The organism is Escherichia sp. WS547, from assembly GCF_046486065.1.
Classification (GTDB): domain Bacteria; phylum Pseudomonadota; class Gammaproteobacteria; order Enterobacterales; family Enterobacteriaceae; genus Escherichia; species Escherichia coli.
This window is the reverse complement of the sequence record NZ_JBJQMA010000030.1, coordinates 1-24631: the sequence shown is the minus strand read 5'-3', so window position 1 is coordinate 24631 and position 24631 is coordinate 1. Positions and strand designations below refer to the sequence as shown.

General features: G+C 50.8%; 22 protein-coding genes and 2 pseudogenes. 13 read left to right on the top strand and 11 right to left on the bottom strand.

Annotation, left to right across the window (positions count from 1 at the left end; genetic code table 11):
• Positions 1-12: 12 nt before the first annotated feature.
• Entirely contained in the window at positions 13-882 is an 870-nt protein-coding gene (pldA, locus tag ACJHWK_RS21170; RefSeq protein ID WP_001521770.1) for a phospholipase A, read from the bottom strand.
• 164 nt (positions 883-1046) lie between these two features.
• Between pldA and yigI the strand changes: the two genes are divergently transcribed.
• The 4 genes from yigI (at position 1047) to ACJHWK_RS21150 (ending at position 4103) form a co-directional block, all read left to right on the top strand.
• Positions 1047-1514 carry an acyl-CoA thioesterase YigI gene (yigI, locus tag ACJHWK_RS21165; protein ID WP_170886201.1) on the top strand — a complete coding sequence of 156 codons (468 nt, stop codon included), beginning with the start codon at positions 1047-1049 and terminating at the stop codon, positions 1512-1514.
• A gap of 51 nt (positions 1515-1565) precedes the next feature.
• The gene (gene rarD / locus ACJHWK_RS21160; RefSeq protein ID WP_000339104.1) at positions 1566-2456 is read left to right on the top strand and encodes an EamA family transporter RarD; all 891 of its coding nucleotides are present in this window, start codon (positions 1566-1568) and stop codon (positions 2454-2456) included.
• Positions 2457-2766: 310 nt separating this feature from the next.
• A complete protein-coding gene (locus ACJHWK_RS21155; protein WP_021516929.1) occupies positions 2767-3615 on the top strand; it encodes a YPO3983 family protein in 849 nt (282 codons plus the stop codon).
• Complete coding sequence (locus ACJHWK_RS21150) at positions 3612-4103, top strand: DUF943 family protein (protein WP_170886202.1); 492 nt, start codon at positions 3612-3614, stop codon at positions 4101-4103. Before ACJHWK_RS21155 ends, ACJHWK_RS21150 begins: the two co-directional genes overlap by 4 nt.
• 40 nt (positions 4104-4143) lie before the next feature.
• Here the strand turns inward: ACJHWK_RS21150 and corA are convergent, their stop codons facing one another.
• Both corA and ysgD read right to left on the bottom strand, forming a co-directional pair.
• Complete coding sequence (gene corA, locus ACJHWK_RS21145; RefSeq protein WP_000947159.1) at positions 4144-5094, bottom strand: magnesium/cobalt transporter CorA; 951 nt, start codon at positions 5092-5094, stop codon at positions 4144-4146.
• Positions 5095-5245: 151 nt separating this feature from the next.
• Positions 5246-5302, bottom strand: coding sequence for a protein YsgD (gene ysgD, locus ACJHWK_RS21140; protein ID WP_211180520.1), 57 nt, complete (start codon positions 5300-5302; stop codon positions 5246-5248).
• A gap of 161 nt (positions 5303-5463) precedes the next feature.
• Here ysgD and ACJHWK_RS21135 point away from each other — a divergent pair, with 161 nt between their 5' ends.
• Together ACJHWK_RS21135 and ACJHWK_RS21130 are read left to right on the top strand one after the other, a co-directional pair.
• Positions 5464-6228, top strand: coding sequence for a phosphodiester glycosidase family protein (locus ACJHWK_RS21135; protein WP_001521766.1), 765 nt, complete (start codon positions 5464-5466; stop codon positions 6226-6228).
• Between the two features lie 82 nt (positions 6229-6310).
• On the top strand, positions 6311-7213 hold the full coding sequence (locus tag ACJHWK_RS21130; protein WP_000751627.1) for an S-adenosyl-l-methionine hydroxide adenosyltransferase family protein: 903 nt from the start codon (positions 6311-6313) through the stop codon (positions 7211-7213).
• Positions 7214-7257: 44 nt separating this feature from the next.
• On the opposite strand, the gene uvrD is transcribed toward ACJHWK_RS21130, so the two are convergent.
• The 6 genes from uvrD to lptM form a co-directional block, all read right to left on the bottom strand.
• Positions 7258-9420 (bottom strand): DNA helicase II, encoded by a 2163-nt coding sequence (uvrD, locus tag ACJHWK_RS21125; RefSeq protein WP_000383407.1) that lies wholly within the window; start codon positions 9418-9420, stop codon positions 7258-7260.
• An 83-nt stretch (positions 9421-9503) separates the two neighbouring features.
• Complete coding sequence (gene yigB / locus ACJHWK_RS21120; RefSeq protein ID WP_001213584.1) at positions 9504-10220, bottom strand: 5-amino-6-(5-phospho-D-ribitylamino)uracil phosphatase YigB; 717 nt, start codon at positions 10218-10220, stop codon at positions 9504-9506.
• The gene (gene xerC / locus ACJHWK_RS21115) at positions 10220-11116 is read right to left on the bottom strand and encodes a tyrosine recombinase XerC (protein WP_000130691.1); all 897 of its coding nucleotides are present in this window, start codon (positions 11114-11116) and stop codon (positions 10220-10222) included. The genes yigB and xerC overlap by 1 nt, the downstream gene beginning before the upstream one ends.
• Positions 11113-11820, bottom strand: a complete 708-nt coding sequence (locus ACJHWK_RS21110; RefSeq protein WP_000812803.1) for a DUF484 domain-containing protein — start codon at positions 11818-11820, stop codon at positions 11113-11115. The genes xerC and ACJHWK_RS21110 overlap by 4 nt, the downstream gene beginning before the upstream one ends.
• Entirely contained in the window at positions 11817-12641 is an 825-nt protein-coding gene (gene dapF / locus ACJHWK_RS21105; RefSeq protein ID WP_001160654.1) for a diaminopimelate epimerase, read from the bottom strand. Before dapF ends, ACJHWK_RS21110 begins: the two co-directional genes overlap by 4 nt.
• A 36-nt stretch (positions 12642-12677) precedes the next feature.
• Positions 12678-12881 (bottom strand): LPS translocon maturation chaperone LptM, encoded by a 204-nt coding sequence (gene lptM, locus ACJHWK_RS21100; protein ID WP_000799889.1) that lies wholly within the window; start codon positions 12879-12881, stop codon positions 12678-12680.
• 188 nt (positions 12882-13069) lie between these two features.
• On the opposite strand from lptM, the pseudogene ACJHWK_RS21095 reads away from it, so the two are divergent.
• Together ACJHWK_RS21095 and cyaY are read left to right on the top strand one after the other, a co-directional pair.
• Positions 13070-13224, top strand: a pseudogene (locus ACJHWK_RS21095) (DKNYY family protein); the annotation flags it as partial.
• 122 nt (positions 13225-13346) lie between these two features.
• Positions 13347-13667: an iron donor protein CyaY gene (gene cyaY / locus ACJHWK_RS21090; protein ID WP_000999947.1), complete on the top strand. Its 321-nt coding sequence runs from the start codon at positions 13347-13349 to the stop codon at positions 13665-13667.
• A gap of 39 nt (positions 13668-13706) precedes the next feature.
• On the opposite strand, the gene cyaA is transcribed toward cyaY, so the two are convergent.
• Positions 13707-16253 carry a class I adenylate cyclase gene (cyaA, locus tag ACJHWK_RS21085; protein WP_000281696.1) on the bottom strand — a complete coding sequence of 849 codons (2547 nt, stop codon included), beginning with the start codon at positions 16251-16253 and terminating at the stop codon, positions 13707-13709.
• Positions 16254-16639: 386 nt separating this feature from the next.
• On the opposite strand from cyaA, the gene hemC reads away from it, so the two are divergent.
• The 5 genes and pseudogenes from hemC (at position 16640) to aslA (ending at position 23072) form a co-directional block, all read left to right on the top strand.
• A complete protein-coding gene (gene hemC / locus ACJHWK_RS21080; protein ID WP_001303155.1) occupies positions 16640-17581 on the top strand; it encodes a hydroxymethylbilane synthase in 942 nt (313 codons plus the stop codon).
• Positions 17578-18318 carry a uroporphyrinogen-III synthase gene (gene hemD / locus ACJHWK_RS21075; protein ID WP_000026054.1) on the top strand — a complete coding sequence of 247 codons (741 nt, stop codon included), beginning with the start codon at positions 17578-17580 and terminating at the stop codon, positions 18316-18318. The genes hemC and hemD overlap by 4 nt, the downstream gene beginning before the upstream one ends.
• 21 nt (positions 18319-18339) lie before the next feature.
• Positions 18340-19539, top strand: a complete 1200-nt coding sequence (hemX, locus tag ACJHWK_RS21070; RefSeq protein ID WP_000139095.1) for a uroporphyrinogen-III C-methyltransferase — start codon at positions 18340-18342, stop codon at positions 19537-19539.
• A gap of 2 nt (positions 19540-19541) precedes the next feature.
• Positions 19542-20738 carry a protoheme IX biogenesis protein HemY gene (hemY, locus tag ACJHWK_RS21065; protein ID WP_000921791.1) on the top strand — a complete coding sequence of 399 codons (1197 nt, stop codon included), beginning with the start codon at positions 19542-19544 and terminating at the stop codon, positions 20736-20738.
• Between the two features lie 678 nt (positions 20739-21416).
• Positions 21417-23072 (top strand): annotated as a pseudogene (gene aslA / locus ACJHWK_RS21060) (arylsulfatase AslA).
• A gap of 101 nt (positions 23073-23173) precedes the next feature.
• On the opposite strand, the gene ACJHWK_RS21055 reads toward aslA, so the two are convergent.
• Positions 23174-24409: an anaerobic sulfatase maturase gene (locus ACJHWK_RS21055; protein ID WP_001521759.1), complete on the bottom strand. Its 1236-nt coding sequence runs from the start codon at positions 24407-24409 to the stop codon at positions 23174-23176.
• Positions 24410-24631 lie beyond the last annotated feature (222 nt).

Below are 24631 nucleotides of genomic sequence, written 5' to 3'. Positions count from 1 at the left end.
CTCAACCGTTCATCAAAACAAGTCGTTTAGCATAACCCCTACACCAACGCGGGTCTGGTTGAAGTTATAGTCGATGAGCGATTCGCCGTAACCGCTGTAAACCTGAGTATAAAGGCGCACATGTTTGGTGATCTGGTAACTTAAGCCTAACTCCGCGCCGCCGTAGCCCGTGTTCCAGTTGTACTGTCCTTTCGCACTCAACACCGCATCACCGAGGTGATAGCCAATTTTAAGCTGGTAGTAACCCATATATTTGGTGATATCCGGGTTATCGTCAGTATTACCCACCACATACCACGGCTTCACCTCTACCAGCCAGTTACCGTTTTCTGCCATCAGGCGGGTATAAAGGCGGTTCCAGCTACGGGAGGTCGGGTCTGAACGCCCGTTAGAGTCGTGGTTATACCCCATCTCCACATCGCGCAGCGTCCAACCTGCAAAACGGTAATCGGTAGCAAAACCGAGGAACAATTGCGGTTCGTAGTTGGTTTCACGAAACGGTGAAGACTCTTCGCTATTGGACAGTTGCCACCAGGATTTTTGCGTATAAGACGCACCCAACACCGAGTTCGGGCCTAAAATCCCACGCCACAGCGGAAACGCCAGGCTCAACTGAAACTTTACTTCATCCTTACGCGCATTTTCCGCCCAGTCGTAACTGGCAATCGCTTCTTTATTCAGATCGCTGGTTTGGGTATAGATGATGTAGTTGGTGTCATAAGGATAAAGGGTGAACGGATTGTCATGCTCCTGCAGCATATTGGCGATAATACTGCCACGCACCGCTGGCGCGTCATGCACCTCTTTCACCGTTGCCTCTTGTGCATATACTGCCATAGGCAACATAAACACCGGCAACAACCAGCCCTGCAGAGTCCGCATCGCTCGTGTTCTCCGTAACGAATTATTGATAAGGTGAATATTTTTCTGCGGGCTATTTTACATACTTAACTCCATAGCCGTTAGTTATCCCTTCCTAAAGTAGAAACCAACAACAAAGAAGCATAAAATCAACATTTCATTAACTAATGAAGTGTAAGGATGATATGTCTGCCGTACTGACCGCTGAACAAGCCCTGAAATTAGTGGGTGAGATGTTTGTTTATCACATGCCATTTAACCGCGCATTGGGGATGGAACTGGAGCGTTACGAAAAAGAGTTCGCACAGCTGGCCTTTAAAAATCAGCCAATGATGGTGGGTAACTGGGCGCAAAGCATTTTGCACGGCGGGGTCATTGCGTCGGCGCTGGATATCGCCGCCGGTCTGGTGTGCGTGGGAAGTACCTTAACCCGCCACGAAACCATCAGTGAAGATGAACTACGTCAGCGGCTATCGCGAATGGGGACCATTGATCTTCGCGTCGATTATCTGCGCCCAGGCAGAGGCGAGCGTTTTACTGCTACCAGTAGCCTGTTACGTGCAGGCAATAAAGTCGCCGTCGCCCGCGTTGAATTACACAATGAAGAACAGCTTTATATTGCCAGTGCTACAGCCACCTATATGGTAGGTTGATAACGTAAAAGCAGGTAAACTGCTGTTACCAATTAAAAATGAGTATTCCCGATGGATGCAAAACAAACGCGGCAGGGCGTATTACTCGCTCTTGCCGCTTATTTTATTTGGGGTATTGCGCCAGCGTACTTCAAGCTAATTTACTACGTGCCCGCCGATGAGATCCTGACGCATCGCGTGATCTGGTCGTTTTTCTTTATGGTGGTGCTGATGAGCATCTGCCGCCAGTGGTCCTATTTAAAAACGCTGATTCAGACGCCACAGAAAATTTTTATGCTGGCAGTCTCTGCCGTGCTGATTGGTGGCAACTGGCTACTGTTTATCTGGGCGGTGAACAATCACCATATGCTGGAAGCGAGCCTTGGTTACTTTATTAACCCGCTGGTGAACATTGTGCTAGGGATGATTTTCCTCGGCGAGCGATTCCGCCGGATGCAATGGCTGGCGGTGATTCTGGCGATATGTGGCGTGTTGGTTCAGTTGTGGACTTTTGGTTCACTACCGATTATCGCGCTGGGGCTGGCGTTTAGTTTTGCCTTCTACGGCCTGGTACGCAAGAAGATTGCTGTTGAAGCGCAAACCGGCATGTTAATCGAAACTATGTGGTTGCTGCCCGTGGCGGCGATTTACCTGTTTGCTATTGCCGACAGCTCAACTAGCCATATGGGGCAAAACCCGATGTCACTGAATTTACTGCTGATCGCCGCCGGGATTGTCACTACCGTACCGCTGTTGTGTTTTACTGCGGCTGCGACACGCCTGCGTCTCTCAACGTTAGGCTTTTTTCAGTACATTGGCCCGACGCTGATGTTCCTGCTGGCTGTGACGTTTTATGGTGAAAAACCGGGTGCCGATAAGATGGTGACCTTCGCCTTTATTTGGGTGGCGCTGGCAATTTTTGTGATGGATGCGATTTATACGCAGCGTAGAACGTCCAAATAAAAAATAAATATATTCTGAAAAAATATGCCGACTCTTGCATGAGAGTGGGCATATTGCCATGCTGACAGGAGACTCACATAAGGAAAGGCAGAATTTCCAGACGTCGTTGTATATTTTCATTTGCTTTAATAAATTTCATTTTTAGTAAATTCAGCATTATGTTATTAGCGATGAGCAAGACCAATCATTAACCAAGTTCTCTTCAGAATGTAATGAAAAATGTGAAGTGCATTTCTTTTTTAAAATTTTTTTACCCTATTATTTCTTATCAAATTAACATTGCCCTTAATTATAAGAAAGGAGAATATAAATGAACAACATATTAGGCTCATCAATTAATATGCCCTGTACACTTTTCGAAACTATTACTTTATTCGATGATTTTTCTGCTGATGATATGCAATATGGGGATATGGAAGAACAAGATTTTCTCTCACTCGGCTTAAGCGACATCTCTGCAAAAGTTGATCCTTACCGCCTCATTAAATACCATTTTCCTGGGCCGAATTCTACTTATGGTGCTTTTAGTGTTCCAACTTCCGGAACAAAAATATCACAAAGTGAATGTATTGATATTTTATTTGCAGAAATGAAAGATCTGGCAAAAATGTTTTCCTTTTTTGGACAATACAAAACACTCATCCAGGATCTGATTGATCATTTTAGATATGGAAATGGCAACAGTTTCCATAGCCAGGAATTGAACTTATCTTTTCATGAACGAATAAACAAATATGATTATAATAGCCCAATACGTGTAATCAAAGAATGTATCGAAAATGATATTTCTTCAACACCTACGATAGGATACCGGCCTCTTCTCCTACAAAAGATTAAGATCGAATTACTTTCATCAAGACTAAATAAATTCAATGATTTTAAAGATAATTTTAATGGCCTGGGAATCAGCATTCATGATATCTCAGCTCAAAAAATCTCTCTTTTAAATTTTCAAAAATATCCTATGGGCTGGAGCGCTACCATTCATTTCATAGCACAAGACCACTTTGGTTTGGATGTAACTGATATAAAAAACAAGACTTACAGCAAATATAGATTTTTTCGCATATGGTTCTTTTTACAACGGCATAAAGACTTTGCTTTCAAACCTTTTTTCACCAATTTTAACACTATCGAAAGAATCGAAAATTATCTATGAAAAGTAAACTCCAGAAAATTATATTATGTTTATTTCTTCTATGCTGCATCTATAATTTATGGACATTGCGTCCTGTACAGATTTTGTATACATACTCTGATGCTGGCAATTCAGTCTTTCTGGTCGTTGATTATCTGCCATGGACTGACAGCGATAAAATAAATTGGTATCTGAAGCATCAGAATGAAATTAAAAATCAACATCCCCTACCAGAAGGTAGTTGGCATACCTGGTATGTCATTGATATCGGTAATGGCTTCACTGACTATAAAAAATATATCGAAGGGCCGTATGAAGATCTCTACTGTTTCCCGACAATTAAGAGCAATGATAATTGCATCGTGAAAAATTACTTAATGGTTATTAATGAATACCCTTATCGTAACACTCATATTGGTATTAACGATTTTACTGAGTATCAATTAACACAAGAAAATAAAATAGAGCGAGTTTTCAATCCGCATGACTTTAAAAAAGACAATTTTTAGAAATAAGCCGGATAAAAAATAGCTTTATCCGGCACTCATATTACAACCAGTTCTTCCGCTTAAAGTACAGATACGGTGCCAGGCCCGCGAGGATCATAAAGATAATCGCGCCTGGGTAGCCGAAACTCCACTTCAGTTCTGGCATAAACTCAAAGTTCATCCCGTAGCTGGAAGCAACCAGTGTTGGCGGCAGGAACACGACGGATACCACCGAGAAGATTTTGATGATGCGGTTCTGCTCGATGTTGATAAAGCCCATCGCCGCCTGCATCAGGAAGTTCACCTTCTGGAACAGAGATTCGTTATGCGGCAGCAGGGATTCGATATCTCGCAGGATTTCACGCGCCTGCTCTAGTTGCCCGCCCGGTAAACGCGCCTTACGCACCAGGAAGTTGAGCGCACGCTGGGTATCCATCAGACACAGGCGAACTTTCCAGCCGATATCTTCCAGTTCCGCCAGCGTGGAGAGCGCCTCGTCGTACTCATCGCCCTGATGCCCTTCCATAATTACCCGGCTCAACTGCTCCAGGTCGCTGTAGATATTTTCAATTTCATCTGCCAACTGTTCGATTTTGGTTTCGAACAGATCCAGCAGCAGCTCGTAGGCATTACCGTCTACCATCGACTGGCTACGGGCACGCATACGATATAGACGAAAAGCGGGCAGTTCACGCTCACGCAGAGTAAACAGACGACCATCACGGATGGTAAATGCCACAGTGGAGTTACCGGCGTGATCTTCCGCATCTTCAAAGAAGAAGAAGGAGTGAATATGCAGGCCGTCATCGTCTTCAAAGAAACGTGCCGATGCTTCGATGTCTTCCAGTTCCGGGCGGGTTGCCAGGCTCTGGCCAAGTTCAGATTGTACGCGCAGTCGCTCGTCGTCGTCCGGTTCGACAAGATCAATCCATACTGCATTTACAAGGGGTTGTGACTCTTCGACTTCCAGCCGGGTCAGTCGGTTATTTTCCAGTTGAAATGCGCTCAGCATGACCGGGACTCCCAATGCTTAAAATATCGGACAGTTCGGTGGGCACACAGAAACAAATTGGGTTTCAGACCATTAAACAGCCTGACTCAGCGCGACGGGAAAAATTGAGGTCGCTGACAACCGCTAAGGCTATCAGCAAAAAGGGATAGCCTTAGGAGTTGATCCTGGATGACAGGATAGTGAGCCAGTATCTACTGGGTGTGTCCAAGGCGAATGTCCTCTTAGAGTGATCGTGCGCGCATGTTACGCCAGCAAAATTTTGCCGTCAACACGCAACAGAACACCACAGAACAATAGTTGAACTTCGCGCTTTTTGGTACTCGTCAAGGTCGCTAACAGGATAAAAAAATCCCACATCCAGGACCTATAATGGCGCATCGGCTACTCATTGGTAAAGGAATGATCACCTTGAATCTCAAACGGATTTTTCTCACCCTCACCTTACTTCCCTTGTTTGCTGTTGCCGCTGATGATTGCGCACTCTCAGATCCGGCGCTGACCGTACAGGCGTATATCGTTAATCCTCAAACAGAGCGGGTGAAAATGTACTGGCAAAAAGCCAATGGCGAAGCGTGGGGAACGTTACATGCTCTGCTGGCGGATATTAATAGTCAGGGTCAGGTGCAGATGGCGATGAACGGCGGCATCTATGATGAAAGCTATGCGCCGCTCGGTTTGTACATCGAAAACGGTCAGCAGAAGGTGGCGTTAAATCTCGCTTCAGGTGAAGGGAATTTCTTTATTCGTCCTGGCGGCGTGTTTTATGTCGCGGGAGATAAAGTCGGCATCGTTCGTCTGGATGCCTTTAAAACCAGTAAAGAGATTCAGTTTGCGGTGCAGTCAGGGCCAATGTTGATGGAAAACGGCGTAATTAATCCGCGTATTCACCCGAATGTTGCCTCGCGTAAAATTCGTAACGGTGTAGGGATTAATAAACAAGGGAACGCCGTGTTTTTGTTGAGCCAGCAGGCGACAAATTTTTATGATTTTGCCTGTTATGCCAAAGCGAAACTGAACGTTGAGCAGTTGCTTTATCTTGATGGCACAATTTCACATATGTATATGAAAGGCGGGGCAATCCCGTGGCAACGCTATCCTTTTGTCACCATGATTTCCGTCGAGCGGAAAGGTTAAGCATTGTACACTCGAGGAGGCCAGACAAACTGGGACTGGCTACACAGCTGGAAAATCATCAGATAAATGAAGGGAAACAAAAATGAAAAAAACGCTCGCAACGTTATTTTTATTAACGTGTCTGGGATCATCATCCGCCTATGCGGATAACGCTTTGATTTTACAAACTGATTTTAGCCTGAAAGATGGTGCCGTCTCGGCGATGAAAGGGGTCGCATTCGGCGTTGACCATAATCTTAAAATCTTTGATTTAACACACGAAATTCCACCGTATAACATCTGGGAAGGCGCTTATCGCCTGTATCAGACTGCCAGTTACTGGCCGCAAGGTTCGGTGTTTGTTAGCGTGGTCGATCCGGGCGTAGGCACTGACCGTAAATCGGTAGTGCTGAAAACCAAAAACGGTCAATACTTCGTTTCACCAGATAACGGTACGCTCACTTTGGTGGCACAAACTCTGGGTATTGATAGCGTCCGGGAAATCGACGAAAAAGCTAACCGCCTGAAAGGTTCTGAAAAGTCATATACCTTCCATGGTCGCGATGTATATGCCTACACTGGTGCGCGTCTGGCTTCCGGAGCGATTACGTTCGAACAGGTGGGGCCAGAGCTTCCTGCAAAAGTTGTCGAACTTTCTTATCAGAAAGCAAAAGCAACAAAAGGTGAAGTGAAGGGCAATATCCCGATTCTCGATATTCAGTACGGCAACGTCTGGAGCAATATCAGCGACGAGTTGCTGAATCAGGCAGGAATCAAACTCAACGACACGTTGTGTGTGACCATTTCCGAAGGTTCCCAGCAAAAATACGCAGGGAAAATGCCGTATGTCGCAAGCTTCGGCGATGTGCCGGAAGGCCAGCCGATGGTGTATCTGAACAGCTTATTGAATGTTTCCGTGGCGCTGAATATGGATAATTTTGCGCAGAAACATCAGGTTGCGTCTGGTGCTGACTGGAATATTGATGTGAAGAAGTGCGCTAAGTAAGGTGCTGATGCGGAATGCGGTGTGGCGCACCGCATCCCGCAACGTCACACCGTCTCCAACCGGGCATAAGCCGCCACCAGCCATTTAATACCCTGGCCCTGGAACGCCACCTGCAAACGGCTATGCTCACCGCTGCCTTCCATATTGACAATGGTGCCTTCACCAAACTTAGCGTGGCGTACGCGCTGGCCGAGCTTGTAGCCGCTGTCGTTCTCGACCATCGGCGTACCCATCCGTTGATGGCTGACCGGGCGGCTTACCGTGGCGCGCAGGCGCACCTCTTCCACACACTCTTCCGGCAGCTCGCCGATAAAGCGCGACGGGCGATGGTAAACTTCTTTGCCATACAGACGGCGGGTTTCCGCGTAGGTCAGCGTCAGTTTCTGCATCGCGCGGGTTACGCCAACGTAGGCCAGACGGCGTTCTTCTTCCAGACGCCCACCTTCATCCAGCGACATCTGGCTTGGGAACATGCCCTCTTCCATACCGACGATAAACACCTGCGGGAACTCCAGACCTTTCGCCGAGTGTAGCGTCATCAACTGCACCGCATCCTGCCAGGTATCCGCCTGCCCCTCGCCCGCTTCCAGTGCCGCATGGGAGAGGAACGCCTGCAGCGGCATTAAATCTTCGTCTTCTTCGTTGTAGCTGAACTGGCGCGTCGCCGTCACCAGTTCCTCTAAGTTTTCGATACGCGTCTGGCCTTTTTCGCCTTTCTCCTGCTCGTACATTGTGCGCAGGCCGGAGTCTTTAATTACCCGGTCAGTCTGTACATGCAGCGGCATATCGGCAGTTTCCTGCGCTAAGGCGTCGATCAGTTCCATAAACCGCTGTAAGGCACTGGCAGCACGTCCGGCGAGGGCTTTTTCCTGCAACAGTTCACGACATGCCTGCCAGAGTGTTAACTGGCGATCGCGCGATGTCTGACGTACCACGTCCAGCGTCCGGTCACCAATACCCCGCGTTGGTGTATTCACCACGCGCTCAAAGGCCGCGTCGTCATTACGGTTGGCAATCAGGCGCAGATACGAGAGCGCATCTTTGATTTCCTGGCGTTCGAAGAATCGCATCCCGCCGTAAATACGGTACGGCATACTTGCCTGTAACAGTGCTTCTTCCAGCACACGCGACTGGGCGTTGCTGCGGTAGAGAATGGCGCACTCGGCAAGCGCCCCGCCGTTGTCCTGCCAGGTTTTGATACGGTTAACCACAAAACGCGCTTCATCGAGTTCGTTAAAAGCGCAATAGAGGGAAATAGGCTCACCATCCGCGCCATCGGTCCACAGTTTTTTACCCAAACGCCCGTTGTTGTTTTCAATCAGGGCGTTCGCGGCGCTCAGAATATTGCTGGTAGAGCGGTAGTTCTGCTCCAGACGGATAGTTTCAGCACCGGGGAAATCATTGAGGAAACGCTGAATATTCTCCACCTGCGCTCCACGCCAGCCGTAGATTGACTGATCGTCATCGCCAACGATCATCACTTTGCCGGTATCGCCCGCCAGCAGGCGGATCCACGCATACTGAATGTTGTTGGTATCCTGGAATTCGTCCACCAGGATATTGGTAAACCGTTCGCGATAGTGCTGAAGGATATGCGGCTTGTTAAGCCACAACTCGTGAGCACGTAGCAGCAGCTCGGCGAAGTCCACCAGGCCCGCGCGGTCACACGCTTCCTGATACGCCTGATACACCTTCTGCCAGGTCTGCTCCACCGGATTACCGTAGCTTTGAATATGATGTGGACGCAGGCCTTCATCTTTCTGGCTGTTGATGTACCACATTGCCTGGCGCGGCGGCCACTGCTTCTCGTCGAGGTTCATCGCCTTGATTAGGCGTTTGAGCAGGCGTAGCTGGTCCTCGCTGTCGAGGATCTGAAAATCCTGCGGCAGATTGGCGTCCATATGGTGCGCACGCAGCAGACGGTGCGCCAGCCCGTGGAAGGTGCCGACCCACATGCCGCCCTGGCTGGTGCCCATCAGCTGCCCGATACGATGACGCATCTCCGCCGCCGCTTTGTTGGTAAACGTTACCGCCATAATCGAATATGGCGAGCAGTTTTCCACGCTCATCAGCCAGGCGATACGGTGCACCAGTACGCGCGTCTTACCACTGCCCGCGCCCGCCAGCACCAGAAGGTTGCTGCGTGGCGCGGCCACCGCTTCGCGCTGTTTGTCATTAAGGCTGTCGAGCAGGTAAGAAACGTCCATTGGCACCGCCGCGTAAAAATAGGTTGGGCGGAGAAGCGCAACGCCCTCCGCCAAAAAGCTGGGTATATATACAGATTTGCTGATTATATCAGCGAGGTCAGAGATGCCAACCGGGAAATTTCCAGATGCGGGAGTAAACGGCTGTCCCAGGTTTGCATCAGATCGCCATTTTCCGGTCTGATCCAACAAGCCTGCATTCCGCTGCGAATTGCCCCACCCACGTCAGTGGTGAGATCGTCCCCAACATGTAAGATCTCGCCGATCGGCACGTTGAGTTTTTCCGCAGCCAGAAAGTACATATCGCTGAACGGTTTTGAGCGCCCGTGCGGGCCAGCGCGCAGCACAAACTCAAAATAATCCCCCAAACCAAACAGTTCCGGCTGGGCGTTACCGTTGGTGATCGCCACCAGCGGCCATTTCTTCGCCAGCTGTTTTAAGGTGTCGTGGGTTTGCTGCGGGACATCGATTCGGCTGCGCCATTTGGCAAAGTTGATCATTGCCGCGTGTGCGCCTGCACTGGCTTCTTCGGCACTCAGCCCGGCGTCGAGCATGGCTTGTTCAATCGAACGAAAACGCCAGCGCGTCACGTCGTGATAAATCTCGGGTTCCGCTTCCCGTACCGCCTGGCGCAGGCGTTGCAGATCTTCATTCTGGAAGCTGCGCAGCGCCGGATGATAATTTTGCACAAAGGTAAGCGCCTCTCGCTCGGTGCGCAAAATCACCGGACGGTTATCGTAAAGGGTATCATCCAGGTCAAAGGTGAGCGCCGAGATGCGCCCCAAAGGCCGGTAAAAACGCATTATTTCCCCCGTTTGGCGCGTGGATGCGCCGCATCGTACACCGAGGCAAGGTGTTGAAAATCAAGATGAGTATAGATTTGCGTGGTGGAGAGGTTGGCATGACCCAGCAGCTCCTGCACACCACGAAGATCGCCGCTCGACTCCAGCATATGCGTAGCGAACGAGTGACGTAATTTATGCGGGTGAACGTGATTATTCAGCCCTTGTTTTATGCCCCATTCGGCAAAGCGTTTCTGCACATTACGCGCGGAGATACGCTTGCCCAGTTTCGACAGAAAAAGCGCGTCGTCTTCGCTACCAAACAGGTCGCGCAAATCAAGCCAGTGCTCAATCCACGCCACAGCGTTGCGACCAATCGGCAGGCGGCGCTCTTTGCTGCCTTTCCCCATCACCCACACTTCACCAGACTCCAGGTCGAGGTGTTTGATATCGAGCCCCACCAGTTCGGAAAGACGCAGACCCGCGCCGTACATCACTTCCAGCATTGCCCGATCGCGCACGGCGAGGGGATCGTTGATATCAATATCCAGCAGCCGATTCATATCGTCGACGTCGATGTTTTTCGGCAGATGACGCGGCGCTTTCGGTGCCGAAACACCTTTCGCCGGGTTAGCTTTGAGTTCGTTCTGGCTGACCAGCCAGTCAAAAAAGCTACGTAGCGCAGAAAGCCGTAACGCCAGACTTGCAGCTCCCAGCCCTTTACGGCGACTGCGTACAGCGAAATTGCGCACCATCGTCACATCACATTGCTGCCAGCTTTGCAGGCCGTTTTCGCTGGCAAAATTGATGATCGCCTCAAGCTGACGCTGGTAGTTAAGCAGGGTTATCGGGCTTAGCTGGCGCTCCACGCTCAGATAACGTAGGTAGCGTTCTACATCGGTGTGTAAATCGGTCATACGCGTTCAATCCAACGCTCCAGAAGCTCCGGCAACATCAGCGCAATTTCATGAAGTAACTGCGTTCCCTGCCCTTGTTGATAGTGACTGGCATCGCGACTGGTAAACAGCACAACACCCAAATCAGCATCGCTTCCCAGCATCGACATCGCCACCGATCCCACCGCTTTCGCTTCAGGTAGCACCACCAGCAACTCCGGTCCGTTAAGCGGCCCAAGATAGTGCTGTTCCTGCCCCAGACGCTGAATACGCAGCGGTTCGAAAGACTGACGGCTTAATGCCAGATGAGTGTAGTTCGACGGTGCACCTAAACGCCAGCGATCCGGGAACAGGCGCAGACTCGCACCCGCCAGGCCGAGATCGCGCGCCCAGCGGTGAAAGCGCATCAGCATATCATCGAGACTGCTGGCGGCGGTGAGACTGCGCTGCAAGTAGAGTAAGCGATAAAACAGCCCTTCGTTGGCGATAGCCTGTTCCATCAACAACGCCATGTTCTCTTCCAGAACATGAATATGATTACGTGCACGGGCCATGTGCCATTCGACCAACGAAACGGTGCCGCGTACCGGATGCGGCACACGTATCGCTTCAACTGCGCGCGCATTGCGGATAAAAAACTCAGGATTTTTAATCAGATAATCGACAACCGCCCGGTCATCAAGCTCCGTGAGTGTTTCCTGCAGTTCTTCCCCTGGTTGCTTCATAGATGAATAAATCCGTCGTAGACATGTACCGCCGGGCCAGTCATATATAACGGGTGACCCGGACCTTTCCAGGCGATATCAAGACGACCGCCGGGGAGTTCCACGCGTACTTCTTCGGCCAGCAAACCTTGCTGGATCCCTACCGCCACCGCCGCACATGCGCCGCTGCCGCAGGCCTGGGTTTCTCCTGCCCCACGCTCATAAACGCGTAAACGAATATGCTCGCGCTTAACCACTTGCATAAAACCGATATTGGCGCGCTCCGGAAAACGCTCATGGCTTTCCAGAACAGGACCAAGCGTTTCTACCGCCGCAGTATCGACATCATCGACCTGAATCACGCAGTGCGGATTTCCCATCGACACCACGCCACATAAGATTGTCTGCTCGGCGGCGCGCATAATATAGGTCTTTTCCGCTTTGTTAGCGCGAAACGGCACAGCGGAAGGTTCGAAGTTGGGCTCGCCCATATTTACGCGAACCAGATCATCATCGGTGACGGTCAGAACCATCCGCCCGTTGGCGGTGCTGACGCGGATATCGCGCTTATTGGTCAGCCCTTTCAGACGCACAAAACGGGCAAAGCAGCGCGCGCCGTTGCCGCACTGCGCCACTTCACTGCCATCAGCATTGAAAATGCGATAGTGAAAATCCAGTTCAGGATCATACGGCGGCTCAACCACCAGCAGCTGGTCAAACCCTACCCCCAGGTGCCGATCCGCCAGGCGACGAATCAGCTCCGGTGAAAAAAAGACATTCTGCGTTACCGCGTCGACGACCATAAAATCGTTGCCAAGGCCATGCATTTTCGAGAACTGCATCATTTACTCCAATCACGCGGGTACAGAAACTGACTTTTAGTAATTCACCTGGGATGGACCATCGCCAGTGGCGCGGTCGTTTTTATCCGGCACCGTGGATTGCGTTTGCGTCTCTACCGGTTTGGTCGGCGGCGGTGCGTTTTTATCTGCAGGCGGGAAATAGAGCGGACCTTTCAGACCGCAGCCCGTCAGGCTGAAGAGAGTAAGTAATACAGTGAGTGCCTTAAACACGTTTTTCATTATGGATTGCCTGTAAAGTTCATCGCTTTCTGCTTTCTATCATCGCAGGAGAAGGCGTAAAAGCAAGCGTTTAGCGACTCTTTATGAAGTCTGAAAAGTGAGGAAATGCTGCGAGTATAACGCTTACTCGTGGCGATTTATGTTTTGCTGGTAGTTTCGTGATCGGCACCTCGCGCCAGGATGGCTTTATGCACTATCGCAATGTGGTTTGTTTGTTGGCTTGTTCGTTGTTTTTATCGTCGGCATGGGGATGTCGGCTTGATGAGCGGAACATAATATTTACCAGAAACAGGGAAAAGGCGTGGTGTATTTGCGCCCTTATGAAAAGACCAATCTTTCGCTATATAGAGACATTATTATTCCGTTGACGGATGAATCATGCCAGAACGCAGCAGACGAGCAAACTTTGAAGCCCTGACCCCATGCCGCTATACTGCCGCCATCACTTAAAAACAGGATACAACAATGAACGACAGTGAATTTCATCGCCTGGCTGATCAACTGTGGCTGACCATTGAAGAGCGTCTGGACGACTGGGATGGCGACAGCGATATCGACTGTGAAATCAACGGCGGTGTACTAACCATTACCTTTGAGAACGGCAGCAAAATCATTATCAACCGCCAGGAACCGCTGCACCAGGTATGGCTGGCAACCAAACAGGGCGGCTACCATTTTGATCTGAAAGGCGATGAGTGGATTTGCGATCGTAGCGGCGAAACCTTCTGGGATTTGCTGGAACAGGCGGCAACGCAGCAAGCGGGTGAAACAGTCAGTTTCCGCTAAGATTGCATGCCGGATAAGCCTCGCTTTCCGGCACGCTCATCACGAAAAATACTGCTGTAATAGCGGCGTGTCGTGATCCTGATTGGCAGGCGGCATGTTGCCAATCGATTTGGTGCGGAACGGAATCACCTGTTCACGACCATCAACCTTCACAATCTGATAGAACTGCGGCAGGTTGAAGTTGATGAAGCTTGAGCCGTAGGTAAAACGGTCGTGCGATGACGAGTAGAAGCGACTGACGTCACGCACCAGCTCCTCTTTGCTGCCTTCGCAGTGGTGATACACCTCAACCCGGTTGCTTTCGTCGAGAATGTAGATATTAAAGCCATTTTCGTCTTGCGTTTCTTCGAAGAAGAACTGGATGATCCCTTCGCTGGCAAAGCCGTCCACCACCGCCGGTAATTTGACGTGATTGGTTTCAACCTGCACTGACAGGCCGTGCAGTTTGTTATGCGAAATAGCGCCATAAAACTCGATGGCATTTTCTAGTTTCTGTACCGATACATTCAGGCGCTCGAAGAATAAGCCCCAGGTTTGACCAGAAACGCGCAGCGCCTTGAAGCGCCCGGTTTCCTGGCGGGTGCTGGAAAGACGCAGTTCAATGCACTCAGAAACCAGTTGCTGCACGCGAGTACGGATTAATCCGCGCAGATGCTGGCTGTAGCAGAAGACTTCCACGCTATCTGGCGGTGCGGCGTCCTGATGCATTTTGCCGAGAATAGTTTTCAGGGCTTCGATCATCGACTGCTCGCCGTTGAAGTGCAGCGTACGCACTTCGTTCCACGAGTTGCGATACAGCAGGTCCACGCTACCTACCAGGCAATTTTGATTCTCGCCAAAGCTGAAGACATCCAGCTTACGGAAATCGAAATGCACCACCTGATTGCGGAACGCAGCTGTCGGGTCATATTCCAGGTTAACGATAATCGCCAGATGGCGAATTTCACACGGGCTGTAGAGCGCTTTTGGCGTCGGTGCAGGCAGGCGCAGCGGGAAATGGTGTGACACATCGGCGACCATCTCCTGCAACTTAGGCAAATCGACAATGCCGTTGCCTTTAATATACAAGCGGGTACGCGAGGTCAGCAGGCCGTTAAACCATGCCCACGCCACCAGTTTATTCAGGTAACGGTTATATTCCAGCGGCTGATGGCTGATGATCGACTCAATATTTGGCGCGCGGTTATACAGATACCAACCTGAACGGTTAGCCCGGCCCGGCGGCACATAAATAAAGGTCAGATTCGGTTCCGAGAGATCGGGCGAAATCTGCGGGTTTACCAGCGTCACTTTACCTGGCAATGCTTCAAACGCGGCGTACAGTTTACGCGTCAGCACGCCGATATCCTGCGGACTGGCGGAGACGCTCAGGTTATTGCGACGCGCAAAGCGGATCAGATTACGGTAGCTCTGCATCATTGCATCGAGCAGCTCGTTGTGCGCCTCACGCACCTGATCAATCTTCCAGTTAGCGCGGTTATCGAGCATTGCCAGACGAGCATCGTCCCATTCCCACTCTTTCACTAACTGGGTTAGCACTTCACGACGCCAGCCTACGCAGGCGCGTTCACGGCTGAGCTTTTCGCACACTTTTAAATAGAAGCAGCGACGCACTAAATCCAGACGGGTGAAATCTTCAATCGCCGTCAGGTATTCAGTAACACGCTCCAGCATCATGCAGTACGGGTCGAGGCCAAACGATACAATCTCGCCGTCGTGCAAACGCTGTTTGATATCTTTCGCCAGCAGACGTGGGTTCGGGTATTCCCAGGAATAGGCTTCCAGCAGCAGTGTTTTCAGCACCGCTTTGTATGGGGAATCAATACTCTTGTAGAGCTGCCAAAGGCTGGCACCAAAGTACTCTTCAGCAGAAAGTGAGCTTAAACCACCGAGATCCAGCCATTCATTTGGCGTCAGCACGCCCTGCGCGTAAAGCGTCATCACATAGTCGTCGTAATGCTCTTCTTCGTCGCACGGCACCATATTCCACAGAATACGCTTACCAGCGAGACGCACGGCGGTACGGTAAAATTCGTCAAGCAGCAGTATATGCTGGGTGGAGCCACAATCTTCGCCCCCCAGGCTGCCGCTTTCATTATGACGGAAGCGATTTTCATCAATCAGGAAGAAGCTAACTTCCACGCCCAGCGAGGCGGCCCAGCTTTCCAGCAGGCTGCATTTACGTTGTAGTAACTGGCGCTCTTCGCTATCAAGCCAGGATTGATGACAGACCCAGATATCCAGGTCAGAGGAACAACTTTGCCCTACGGACGAGGTGCTGCCCATGGTGTATACACCAGTAATTGGAAGCTCACCTTTCGGCGGATCCTGTACTGACATTCCACGATACAGTTCAAGCTCGTTCAGGTAGTGGCGTTGAGTTTCATCAGGCGTGTAAAGGCAAATGCCTTTGGGAACGTTACCATCAAGGTAACCCGGCATTAGCGGATGGTGATAGTGCAACAATGTCGGCAGTAGACTGTAGACCTGTTGGAATGCAGGCCCCATAGCAGCAAGCGCGCGATCCACACGCAATTGATTTATGGCATCCAGTCTCTGTTTCAGAGTCTCAATATAGAGGTACAAGACGTATCGCCTGATTTGCTACCCGTCATGACTGTGATTCCGCCAACATCAACGGTAACACGCGGCATTCGGGATATTTCGTATGTCAAAGGTAACCGTTACCACTTTTCGCGCCTGGTTTTTTTAGTTTCACGACGAAAAAATGGTCTAAAACGTGATCAATTTAACACCTTGCTGATTGACCGTAAAGAAAGATGCGCTACATACAAGTGTAGCACCGTTTATTCTCTGTAAATTCCTTATTACGACGGCGTGAAACTCCTGTCAGGATCCACTGCCAGACCTCATTTTACGGTTTGCGCAGGCGTCTACGTTTCACCACAACACTGACATCGCTCTGGCAAGGATGTTAGGATGGACCACGGATGATAATGACGGTAACAAGCATGTTAGACAATGTTTTAAGAATTGCCACACGCCAAAGCCCACTTGCACTCTGGCAGGCACACTATGTCAAAGACAAGTTGATGGCGAGCCATCCGGGCCTGGTCGTTGAACTGGTACCGATGGTGACGCGCGGCGATGTGATTCTTGATACGCCGCTGGCGAAAGTAGGCGGAAAAGGCTTATTTGTAAAAGAGCTGGAAGTCGCGCTCCTCGAAAATCGCGCCGATATCGCCGTACATTCAATGAAAGATGTGCCGGTTGAATTCCCGCAAGGTCTGGGACTGGTCACTATTTGTGAGCGTGAAGATCCTCGCGATGCCTTTGTGTCCAATAACTATGACAGTCTGGATGCGTTACCGGCAGGCAGTATCGTCGGGACGTCCAGTTTACGTCGCCAGTGCCAACTGGCTGAACGCCGCCCGGATCTGATTATCCGCTCCCTGCGCGGCAACGTCGGCACTCGCCTGAGCAAACTGGATAACGGCGAATACGATGCCATCATTCTTGCCGTAGCCGGACTAAAACGTTTAGGTCTGGAGTCACGCATTCGCGCCGCGTTGCCACCCGAGATTTCTCTTCCGGCGGTAGGACAAGGTGCGGTGGGCATTGAATGCCGCCTTGATGATACACGCACTCGCGAGCTGCTTGCCGCGCTGAATCACCACGAAACTGCACTGCGCGTTACCGCAGAACGCGCCATGAATACCCGTCTCGAAGGCGGATGTCAGGTACCAATTGGTAGCTACGCCGAGCTTATTGATGGCGAAATCTGGCTGCGTGCGCTGGTCGGCGCGCCGGACGGTTCGCAGATTATTCGCGGTGAACGCCGCGGTGCGCCGCAAGATGCCGAACAAATGGGGATTTCGCTGGCAGAAGAGCTACTGAATAACGGCGCGCGCGAGATCCTTGCTGAAGTCTATAACGGAGACGCCCCGGCATGAGTATCTTGGTCACCCGCCCGTCTCCCGCTGGAGAAGAGTTAGTGAGCCGTCTGCGCACACTGGGGCAGGTGGCCTGGCATTTTCCGCTGATTGAGTTTTCTCCGGGTCGACAATTACCGCAACTTGCTGATCAACTTGCAGCGCTGGGGGAGAGGGATCTGTTGTTTGCCCTCTCGCAACACGCGGTTGCTTTTGCCCAATCACAGCTGCATCAGCAAGATCGTAAATGGCCCCGACTACCTGATTATTTCGCCATTGGACGCACCACCGCACTGGCGCTACATACCGTAAGCGGACAGAAGATTCTCTACCCGCAGGATCGGGAAATCAGCGAAGTCTTGCTACAATTACCTGAATTACAAAATATTGCGGGCAAACGTGCGCTGATATTACGTGGCAATGGCGGTCGTGAGCTAATTGGGGATACCCTGACGGCGCGCGGTGCTGAGGTCACTTTTTGTGAATGTTATCAACGATGCGCAATCCATTACGATGGTGCAGAAGAAGCGATGCGCTGGCAATCCCGCGAGGTGACGACGGTCGTTGTTACCAGCGGTGAAATGTTGCAGCAACTCTGGTCGCTGATCCCACAATGGTATCGTGAGCACTGGTTACTACACTGTCGACTATTGGTCGTCAGTGAGCGTTTGGCGAAACTCGCCCGGGAACTGGGCTGGCAAGACATTAAGGTCGCCGATAACGCTGACAACGATGCGCTTTTACGGGCATTACAATAACTCTCATAACAGGAAGCCATAATGACGGAACAAGAAAAAACCTCCGCCGTGGTTGAAGAGACCAGGGAGGCCGTGGACACCACGTCACAACCTGTCGCAACAGAAAAAAAGAGTAAGAACAATACCGCATTGATTCTCAGCGCGGTGGCTATTGCTATTGCTCTGGCGGCGGGCGTCGGTTTGTATGGCTGGGGTAAACAACAGGCCGTCAATCAGACTGCCACCAGCGATGCCCTGGCTAATCAACTGACGGCACTGCAAAAAGCCCAGGAGAGCCAAAAAGCTGAGCTGGAAGGCATTATCAAGCAACAAGCTGTACAGCTTGAGCAGGCGAATCGTCAGCAAGAAACGCTGGCAAAACAGTTGGATGAAGTCCAACAAAAGGTCGCCACCATTTCCGGCAGCGATGCTAAAACCTGGCTGCTGGCTCAGGCCGATTTTCTGGTGAAACTCGCAGGACGGAAGCTGTGGAGCGATCAAGACGTCACGACCGCTGCAGCGTTGCTGAAAAGTGCAGATGCCAGCCTGGCGGATATGAATGACCCGAGTCTGATTACCGTTCGTCGGGCAATTACCGATGATATCGCCAGCCTTTCTGCGGTATCGCAGGTGGATTATGACGGCATCATCCTTAAGCTTAATCAGCTTTCAAATCAGGTAGATAACCTGCGTCTGGCCGATAATGACAGCGATGGTTCGCCGATGGATTCCGACGGTGAAGAGCTTTCCAGTTCCATCAGCGAATGGCGTATCAATCTACAAAAAAGCTGGCAGAACTTTATGGACAACTTCATTACGATTCGCCGTCGTGATGACACCGCCGTACCGCTGTTAGCGCCAAATCAGGATATCTATCTGCGCGAAAATATTCGCTCTCGCCTGCTGGTCGCGGCACAAGCCGTACCGCGTCATCAGGAAGAGACTTATCGCCAGGCGCTGGAGAACGTCTCCACCTGGGTACGTGCTTACTACGATACTGATGATGCCACCACCAAAGCGTTCCTCGACGAGGTGGACCAGTTAAGCCAGCAAAATATCTCGATGGATCTCCCGGAAACCCTGCAAAGCCAGGCGATGCTGGAAAAACTGATGCAGACTCGCGTGCGTAACCTGTTGGCACAACCGGCAGCGGGGACAACGGAAGCTAAACCTGCACCTGCACCTGCACCTGCACCTGCACCGCAAGCTGATACTCCGGCAGCCGCGCCGCAAGGAGAATAACCATGCTAAAAGTGTTATTGCTCTTTGTTTTGCTGATTGCGGGGATAGTGGTTGGCCCGATGATTGCCGGTCATCAGGGTTACGTATTGATTCAGACCGACAACTACAATATTGAAACCAGCGTCACTGGCCTGGCGATTATTTTGATTCTGGCGATGGTAGTGCTGTTTGCCATTGAGTGGCTACTGCGGCGGATCTTCCGCACAGGCGCACACACCCGTGGGTGGTTTGTCGGACGTAAGCGTCGCCGTGCCCGTAAGCAGACCGAACAGGCGCTGCTGAAACTAGCGGAAGGCGATTATCAGCAAGTTGAAAAGCTGATGGCGAAAAATGCCGATCACGCTGAACAACCGGTGGTGAACTATCTACTGGCTGCCGAAGCCGCGCAACAACGTGGTGATGAAGCACGCGCCAACCAACATCTGGAACGCGCAGCGGAGCTGGCCGGCAATGACACCATTCCGGTAGAAATCACCCGTGTACGTCTGCAACTGGCCCGTAATGAAAACCATGCTGCACGCCACGGCGTGGATAAGCTGCTGGAAGTTACGCCACGCCATCCGGAAGTATTACGTCTGGCGGAACAGGCGTATATCCGCACAGGTGCATGGAGTTCGCTGCTGGATATCATCCCATCAATGGCGAAAGCCCATGTTGGTGATGAAGAACATCGTGCAATGCTGGAACAACAGGCATGGATTGGCCTGATGGATCAGGCGCGTGCCGATAACGGTAGCGAAGGTTTGCGTAACTGGTGGAAAAACCAAAGCCGGAAAACGCGTCATCAGGTGGCGTTGCAGGTGGCAATGGCGGAACATCTTATTGAATGTGACGATCATGATACTGCCCAGCAAATTATCATCGACGGCCTGAAACGCCAGTATGACGATCGCCTACTGCTGCCGATCCCGCGTCTGAAAACCAATAACCCGGAACAGCTTGAAAAAGTGCTGCGCCAGCAAATCAAAAACGTCGGCGATCGCCCGCTGTTGTGGAGCACACTGGGTCAGTCGCTGATGAAGCACGGAGAATGGCAGGAAGCATCGCTCGCCTTCCGCGCAGCGCTGAAACAACGTCCGGACGCCTACGATTACGCATGGCTTGCCGACGCGCTGGACAGACTGCACAAACCAGAAGAAGCTGCAGCGATGCGCCGCGACGGTTTGATGTTAACGTTGCAGAACAACCCGCCACAGTAGTTCTTTCTCACCCGGAGGCAAGCTCCTCCGGGACCTTTCTGATACATAAAAAAACGCCTGCTCTTATTACGGAGCAGGCGTTAAAACAGGTCTGTATGACAACAAGTGGGTGCTTCACTCAACGTTGTGTCCATGGTGTCTGATGAGGCATAAGCGACATCTGTCAGTGGACGATAAGCACCGTAAACGGCTCTGCGTCATTCCGGAGTTTATGAGGCTCTAAGGCGAACATAAGAGATGGAATGAGCATCTACTCGTTTATTATGCCACAGAGAACCGGGAAATAACATCCCTTAACACTTGTTATGAGATAATTCTGTAATCCTCTTTGCTTCCTGAGTAATAACTTCCTGAGTGAATATTTCTCCTGCGCACGATTCTACACATATATATAATGAATAATAAAAGTCATTCAATTAATAACATATATATTAATTGCCGTTAAAACTAAAAACAGCATCAATAATCAACGCGATATAACATCACCGCCTTACATATCACCTGCGCCAGAGGTAGGATTGAAAACGCTCTCCTGATTTTCCAATTCATTATCTGGATAAATAAATAATTTATTTTCATCACTATTATTTATGCAATCATCCTGTCAGGGAGAGGGATCTCAATTATCAATGCTTAATTACGTCAACATTTTGACGACATGAAACCGGAGCATTTTGCATGGAATTTTCGTTTTCACCCAAACTTCTTGTTGTGGCTGTCGCCGCCGCTCTTCCACTCATGGCCAACGCAGCAGATACCCCGTCAACCGCCACCGCACGCAAAGGCTTTGCCGGATACGATCACCCAAACCAGTATCTGGTTAAACCGGCGACCACTATTGCCGACAACATGATGCCGGTGATGCAGCATCCTGCACAAGACAAAGAAACCCAGCAGAAGCTGGCAGAACTTGAGAAAAAAACCGGTAAGAAACCGAACGTGGTTGTTTTCTTGCTGGATGATGTGGGCTGGATGGATGTTGGCTTTAACGGCGGCGGCGTGGCGGTGGGTAACCCTACACCAGATATCGACGCCGTTGCCAGCCAGGGGCTGATTTTAACTTCGGCGTATTCTCAACCGAGTTCTTCCCCAACCCGCGCCACGATTCTTACCGGACAATACTCCATCCACCACGGCATTCTGATGCCGCCAATGTACGGGCAACCGGGCGGTCTGCAAGGGTTAACCACTCTGCCGTAGTTGCTGCACGATCAGGGCTACGTCACTCAGGCCATCGGGAAATGGCATATGGGGGAAAACAAAGAGTCGCAGCCGCAGAACGTTGGCTTTGATGATTTCCGCGGCTTTAACTCGGTATCCGATATGTATACCGAATGGCGTGATGTTCACGTCAACCCGGAAGTCGCCCTGAGCCCGGATCGTTCTGAATACATCCAAAAACTGCCGTTCAGCAAAGATGACGTTCATGCCGTGCGCGGCGGTGAACAGGAAGCCATTGCCGACATTACGCCGAAATATATGGAAGACCTGGATCAACGCTGGATGGAATATGGCGTTAAGTTCCTCGACAAGATGGCGAAGAGCGATAAGCCTTTCTTCCTCTACTACGGCACTCGCGGCTGTCACTTCGATAACTACCCAAATGCGAAATATGCGGGTAGCTCTCCGGCGCGCACCTCTTACGGCGACTGCATGGTGGAGATGAACGATATCTTCGCCAATCTGTATAAAGCACTGGAGAAAAACGGTCAGCTTGATAACACGCTGATTGTGTTCACCTCTGATAACGGTCCGGAAGCCGAAGTTCCGCCGCACGGTCGCACGCCGTTCCGCGGTGCGAAAGGTTCTACATGGGAAGGCGGCGTTCGTGTGCCAACCTTCGTTTACTGGAAAGGCATGATCCAACCGCGTAAATCTGACGGCATTGTCGATCTGGCGGATCTCTTCCCTACGGCACTGGATCTGGCGGGGCATCCTGGGGCGAAAGTAGCGAATTTAGTACCGAAAACCACCTTTATCGATGGTGTGGACCAGACATCTTTCTTCCTGGGAACAAATGGTCAGTCTAACCGTAAGGCCGAGCACTACTTCCTCAACGGTAAACTCGCTGCTGTGCGTATGGATGAGTTCAAGTATCACGTACTGATCCAGCAACCGTACGCGTATACCCAGAGCGGGTATCAGGGTGGATTCACCGGCACAGTAATGCAAACGGCGGGATCGTCGGTGTTTAACCTGTACACCGATCCGCAGGAAAGCGACTCTATCGGCGTGCGCCATATCCCAATGGGTGTACCGCTACAGACCGAAATGCACGCGTATATGGAGATCCTGAAAAAATATCCACCACGCGCGCAGATTAAATCTGATTAAGCCGGCGCTATCGCTACATCGGGCCACACTGACCTTGCCGGATGCGGCGTGAACGCCTTATCCGGCAATCAACCGCAGGCGGCCACAAAATGGCCGCTTTTTTACTTATTCACCACCATCAAATGCGCCTGCATAATGTCGCTGGCCGGACGACCGTGCGCCAGCAAATCAGCCATTGCTTTTAGATATGGCGGTAGATGGCGGAAATAACGCTGATACCCGGCACACAAATAATTCAGTCCCGGTTTGCCGCTGGCATCGAGCATAAAGCGGTGTTTCGGACAGCCTCCCCAGCACGCTTTTAACACATTACAACTGCGACACTGCGCCGGTAACTGCTTAAATTTATCTTCACCAAACACCTGCTGTTGCGGGGAATCTACCATTTCTGCAATTGTCTGCTGAAGCATATTCCCCAGTCGATATTGCGGATAAACATAGTGATCGCAGGCGTAAACGTCGCCGTTGTGTTCAACAATCACCGAGCGCCCACAGGTTGGCTGATGATGGCAAACCGCTCCTGGCGCACCGACAAAATTGGCAAACGCCCATTCGATATTCATCACGAAAATCTTGCCGACGTCGCGTTTGATCCAGTGGTCGAATATCGCCACCAAAAATTCACCGAACTCCTCGGGGTGTACCGACCATTCCGTCAGTTCGCCCTGAATATCGCCGGGACCATGTAGCTTAAGTCCAGCATGAACAGCCGTTTCATCAGCCAGGCGTTCGACCACAGGAATAAACTGGATAAACTCAACGCCTGCATCACACAGAAAATCATAGATTTGCAAAGGTTGTAACGCACTGGTGCGATTTACGCAGACCAGCACGTTATAGTCGACATGATGTTTTTGCAGGAGCGTCAGGGCACGCATCACCAGCTTATGCGTTGGTCTGCCGCCTTTGGTCACGCGATATTGATTATGGATCTCAGCCGGACCATCCAGCGATAACCCAACAAGAAAATGATTTTCTGCCAGAAATGCACACCATTCGTCATCAAGCAGAACGCCGTTAGTCTGGAAGCTGTTACTTATCTTCCTGCCAGCACCATATTTCGCCTGTAGCGCCACGGCTCGGCGGTAAAAATCCAGCCCGAGTAACGTTGGTTCGCCGCCCTGCCAGGTAAAAGCCACTTCGTTTTGGGTTTCGCTGGCAGCGATATAGTGACGGACATACGCTTCCAGCGTGTCATCGTCCATATGCGTGACTGGCTTTTCGCGGTAAAGGGATTGTTTTTCGAGATAAAAACAGTAGTCACAGTTCAGATTACAATCGGAACCGCTCGGTTTCGCCATCACATGAAAAGCACGCGTTGGAACCTGTTGCAGCATGGTCGCTCCTTGCCTGAAGTCATCCTTCAATAAGTTAAGGGCGAAATCATACCGTGGCGCAATGAGTTATTACGGGCGTTTATTGCGAAGGGAAAGTGACGAAATGCACAGAAAAATAAATATCCTCCGGCATAGCCGGAGGTTTTTCAAATGCGCCTATAAGGCTCTCTTACCAGCCGCGCCCTAACAGGCGCACACGATCTGACATTTGCATCCAACTTC

Bases quoted from the DNA above. Each gene is read 5' to 3' on its own strand.
- pldA (WP_001521770.1), bottom strand. From the start codon at position 882: ATGCGGACTCTGCAGGGCTGGTTGTTGCCGGTGTTTATGTTGCCTATG.
- yigI (WP_170886201.1), top strand. From the start codon at position 1,047: ATGTCTGCCGTACTGACCGCTGAACAAGCCCTGAAATTAGTGGGTGAG.
- rarD (WP_000339104.1), top strand. From the start codon at position 1,566: ATGGATGCAAAACAAACGCGGCAGGGCGTATTACTCGCTCTTGCCGCT.
- ACJHWK_RS21155 (WP_021516929.1), top strand. From the start codon at position 2,767: ATGAACAACATATTAGGCTCATCAATTAATATGCCCTGTACACTTTTC.
- ACJHWK_RS21150 (WP_170886202.1), top strand. From the start codon at position 3,612: ATGAAAAGTAAACTCCAGAAAATTATATTATGTTTATTTCTTCTATGC.
- corA (WP_000947159.1), bottom strand. From the start codon at position 5,094: ATGCTGAGCGCATTTCAACTGGAAAATAACCGACTGACCCGGCTGGAA.
- ACJHWK_RS21135 (WP_001521766.1), top strand. From the start codon at position 5,464: ATGGCGCATCGGCTACTCATTGGTAAAGGAATGATCACCTTGAATCTC.
- ACJHWK_RS21130 (WP_000751627.1), top strand. From the start codon at position 6,311: ATGAAAAAAACGCTCGCAACGTTATTTTTATTAACGTGTCTGGGATCA.
- uvrD (WP_000383407.1), bottom strand. From the start codon at position 9,420: ATGGACGTTTCTTACCTGCTCGACAGCCTTAATGACAAACAGCGCGAA.
- yigB (WP_001213584.1), bottom strand. From the start codon at position 10,220: ATGCGTTTTTACCGGCCTTTGGGGCGCATCTCGGCGCTCACCTTTGAC.
- xerC (WP_000130691.1), bottom strand. From the start codon at position 11,116: ATGACCGATTTACACACCGATGTAGAACGCTACCTACGTTATCTGAGC.
- ACJHWK_RS21110 (WP_000812803.1), bottom strand. From the start codon at position 11,820: ATGAAGCAACCAGGGGAAGAACTGCAGGAAACACTCACGGAGCTTGAT.
- dapF (WP_001160654.1), bottom strand. From the start codon at position 12,641: ATGCAGTTCTCGAAAATGCATGGCCTTGGCAACGATTTTATGGTCGTC.
- lptM (WP_000799889.1), bottom strand. From the start codon at position 12,881: ATGAAAAACGTGTTTAAGGCACTCACTGTATTACTTACTCTCTTCAGC.
- cyaY (WP_000999947.1), top strand. From the start codon at position 13,347: ATGAACGACAGTGAATTTCATCGCCTGGCTGATCAACTGTGGCTGACC.
- hemC (WP_001303155.1), top strand. From the start codon at position 16,640: ATGTTAGACAATGTTTTAAGAATTGCCACACGCCAAAGCCCACTTGCA.
- hemD (WP_000026054.1), top strand. From the start codon at position 17,578: ATGAGTATCTTGGTCACCCGCCCGTCTCCCGCTGGAGAAGAGTTAGTG.
- hemX (WP_000139095.1), top strand. From the start codon at position 18,340: ATGACGGAACAAGAAAAAACCTCCGCCGTGGTTGAAGAGACCAGGGAG.
- hemY (WP_000921791.1), top strand. From the start codon at position 19,542: ATGCTAAAAGTGTTATTGCTCTTTGTTTTGCTGATTGCGGGGATAGTG.
- ACJHWK_RS21055 (WP_001521759.1), bottom strand. From the start codon at position 24,409: ATGCTGCAACAGGTTCCAACGCGTGCTTTTCATGTGATGGCGAAACCG.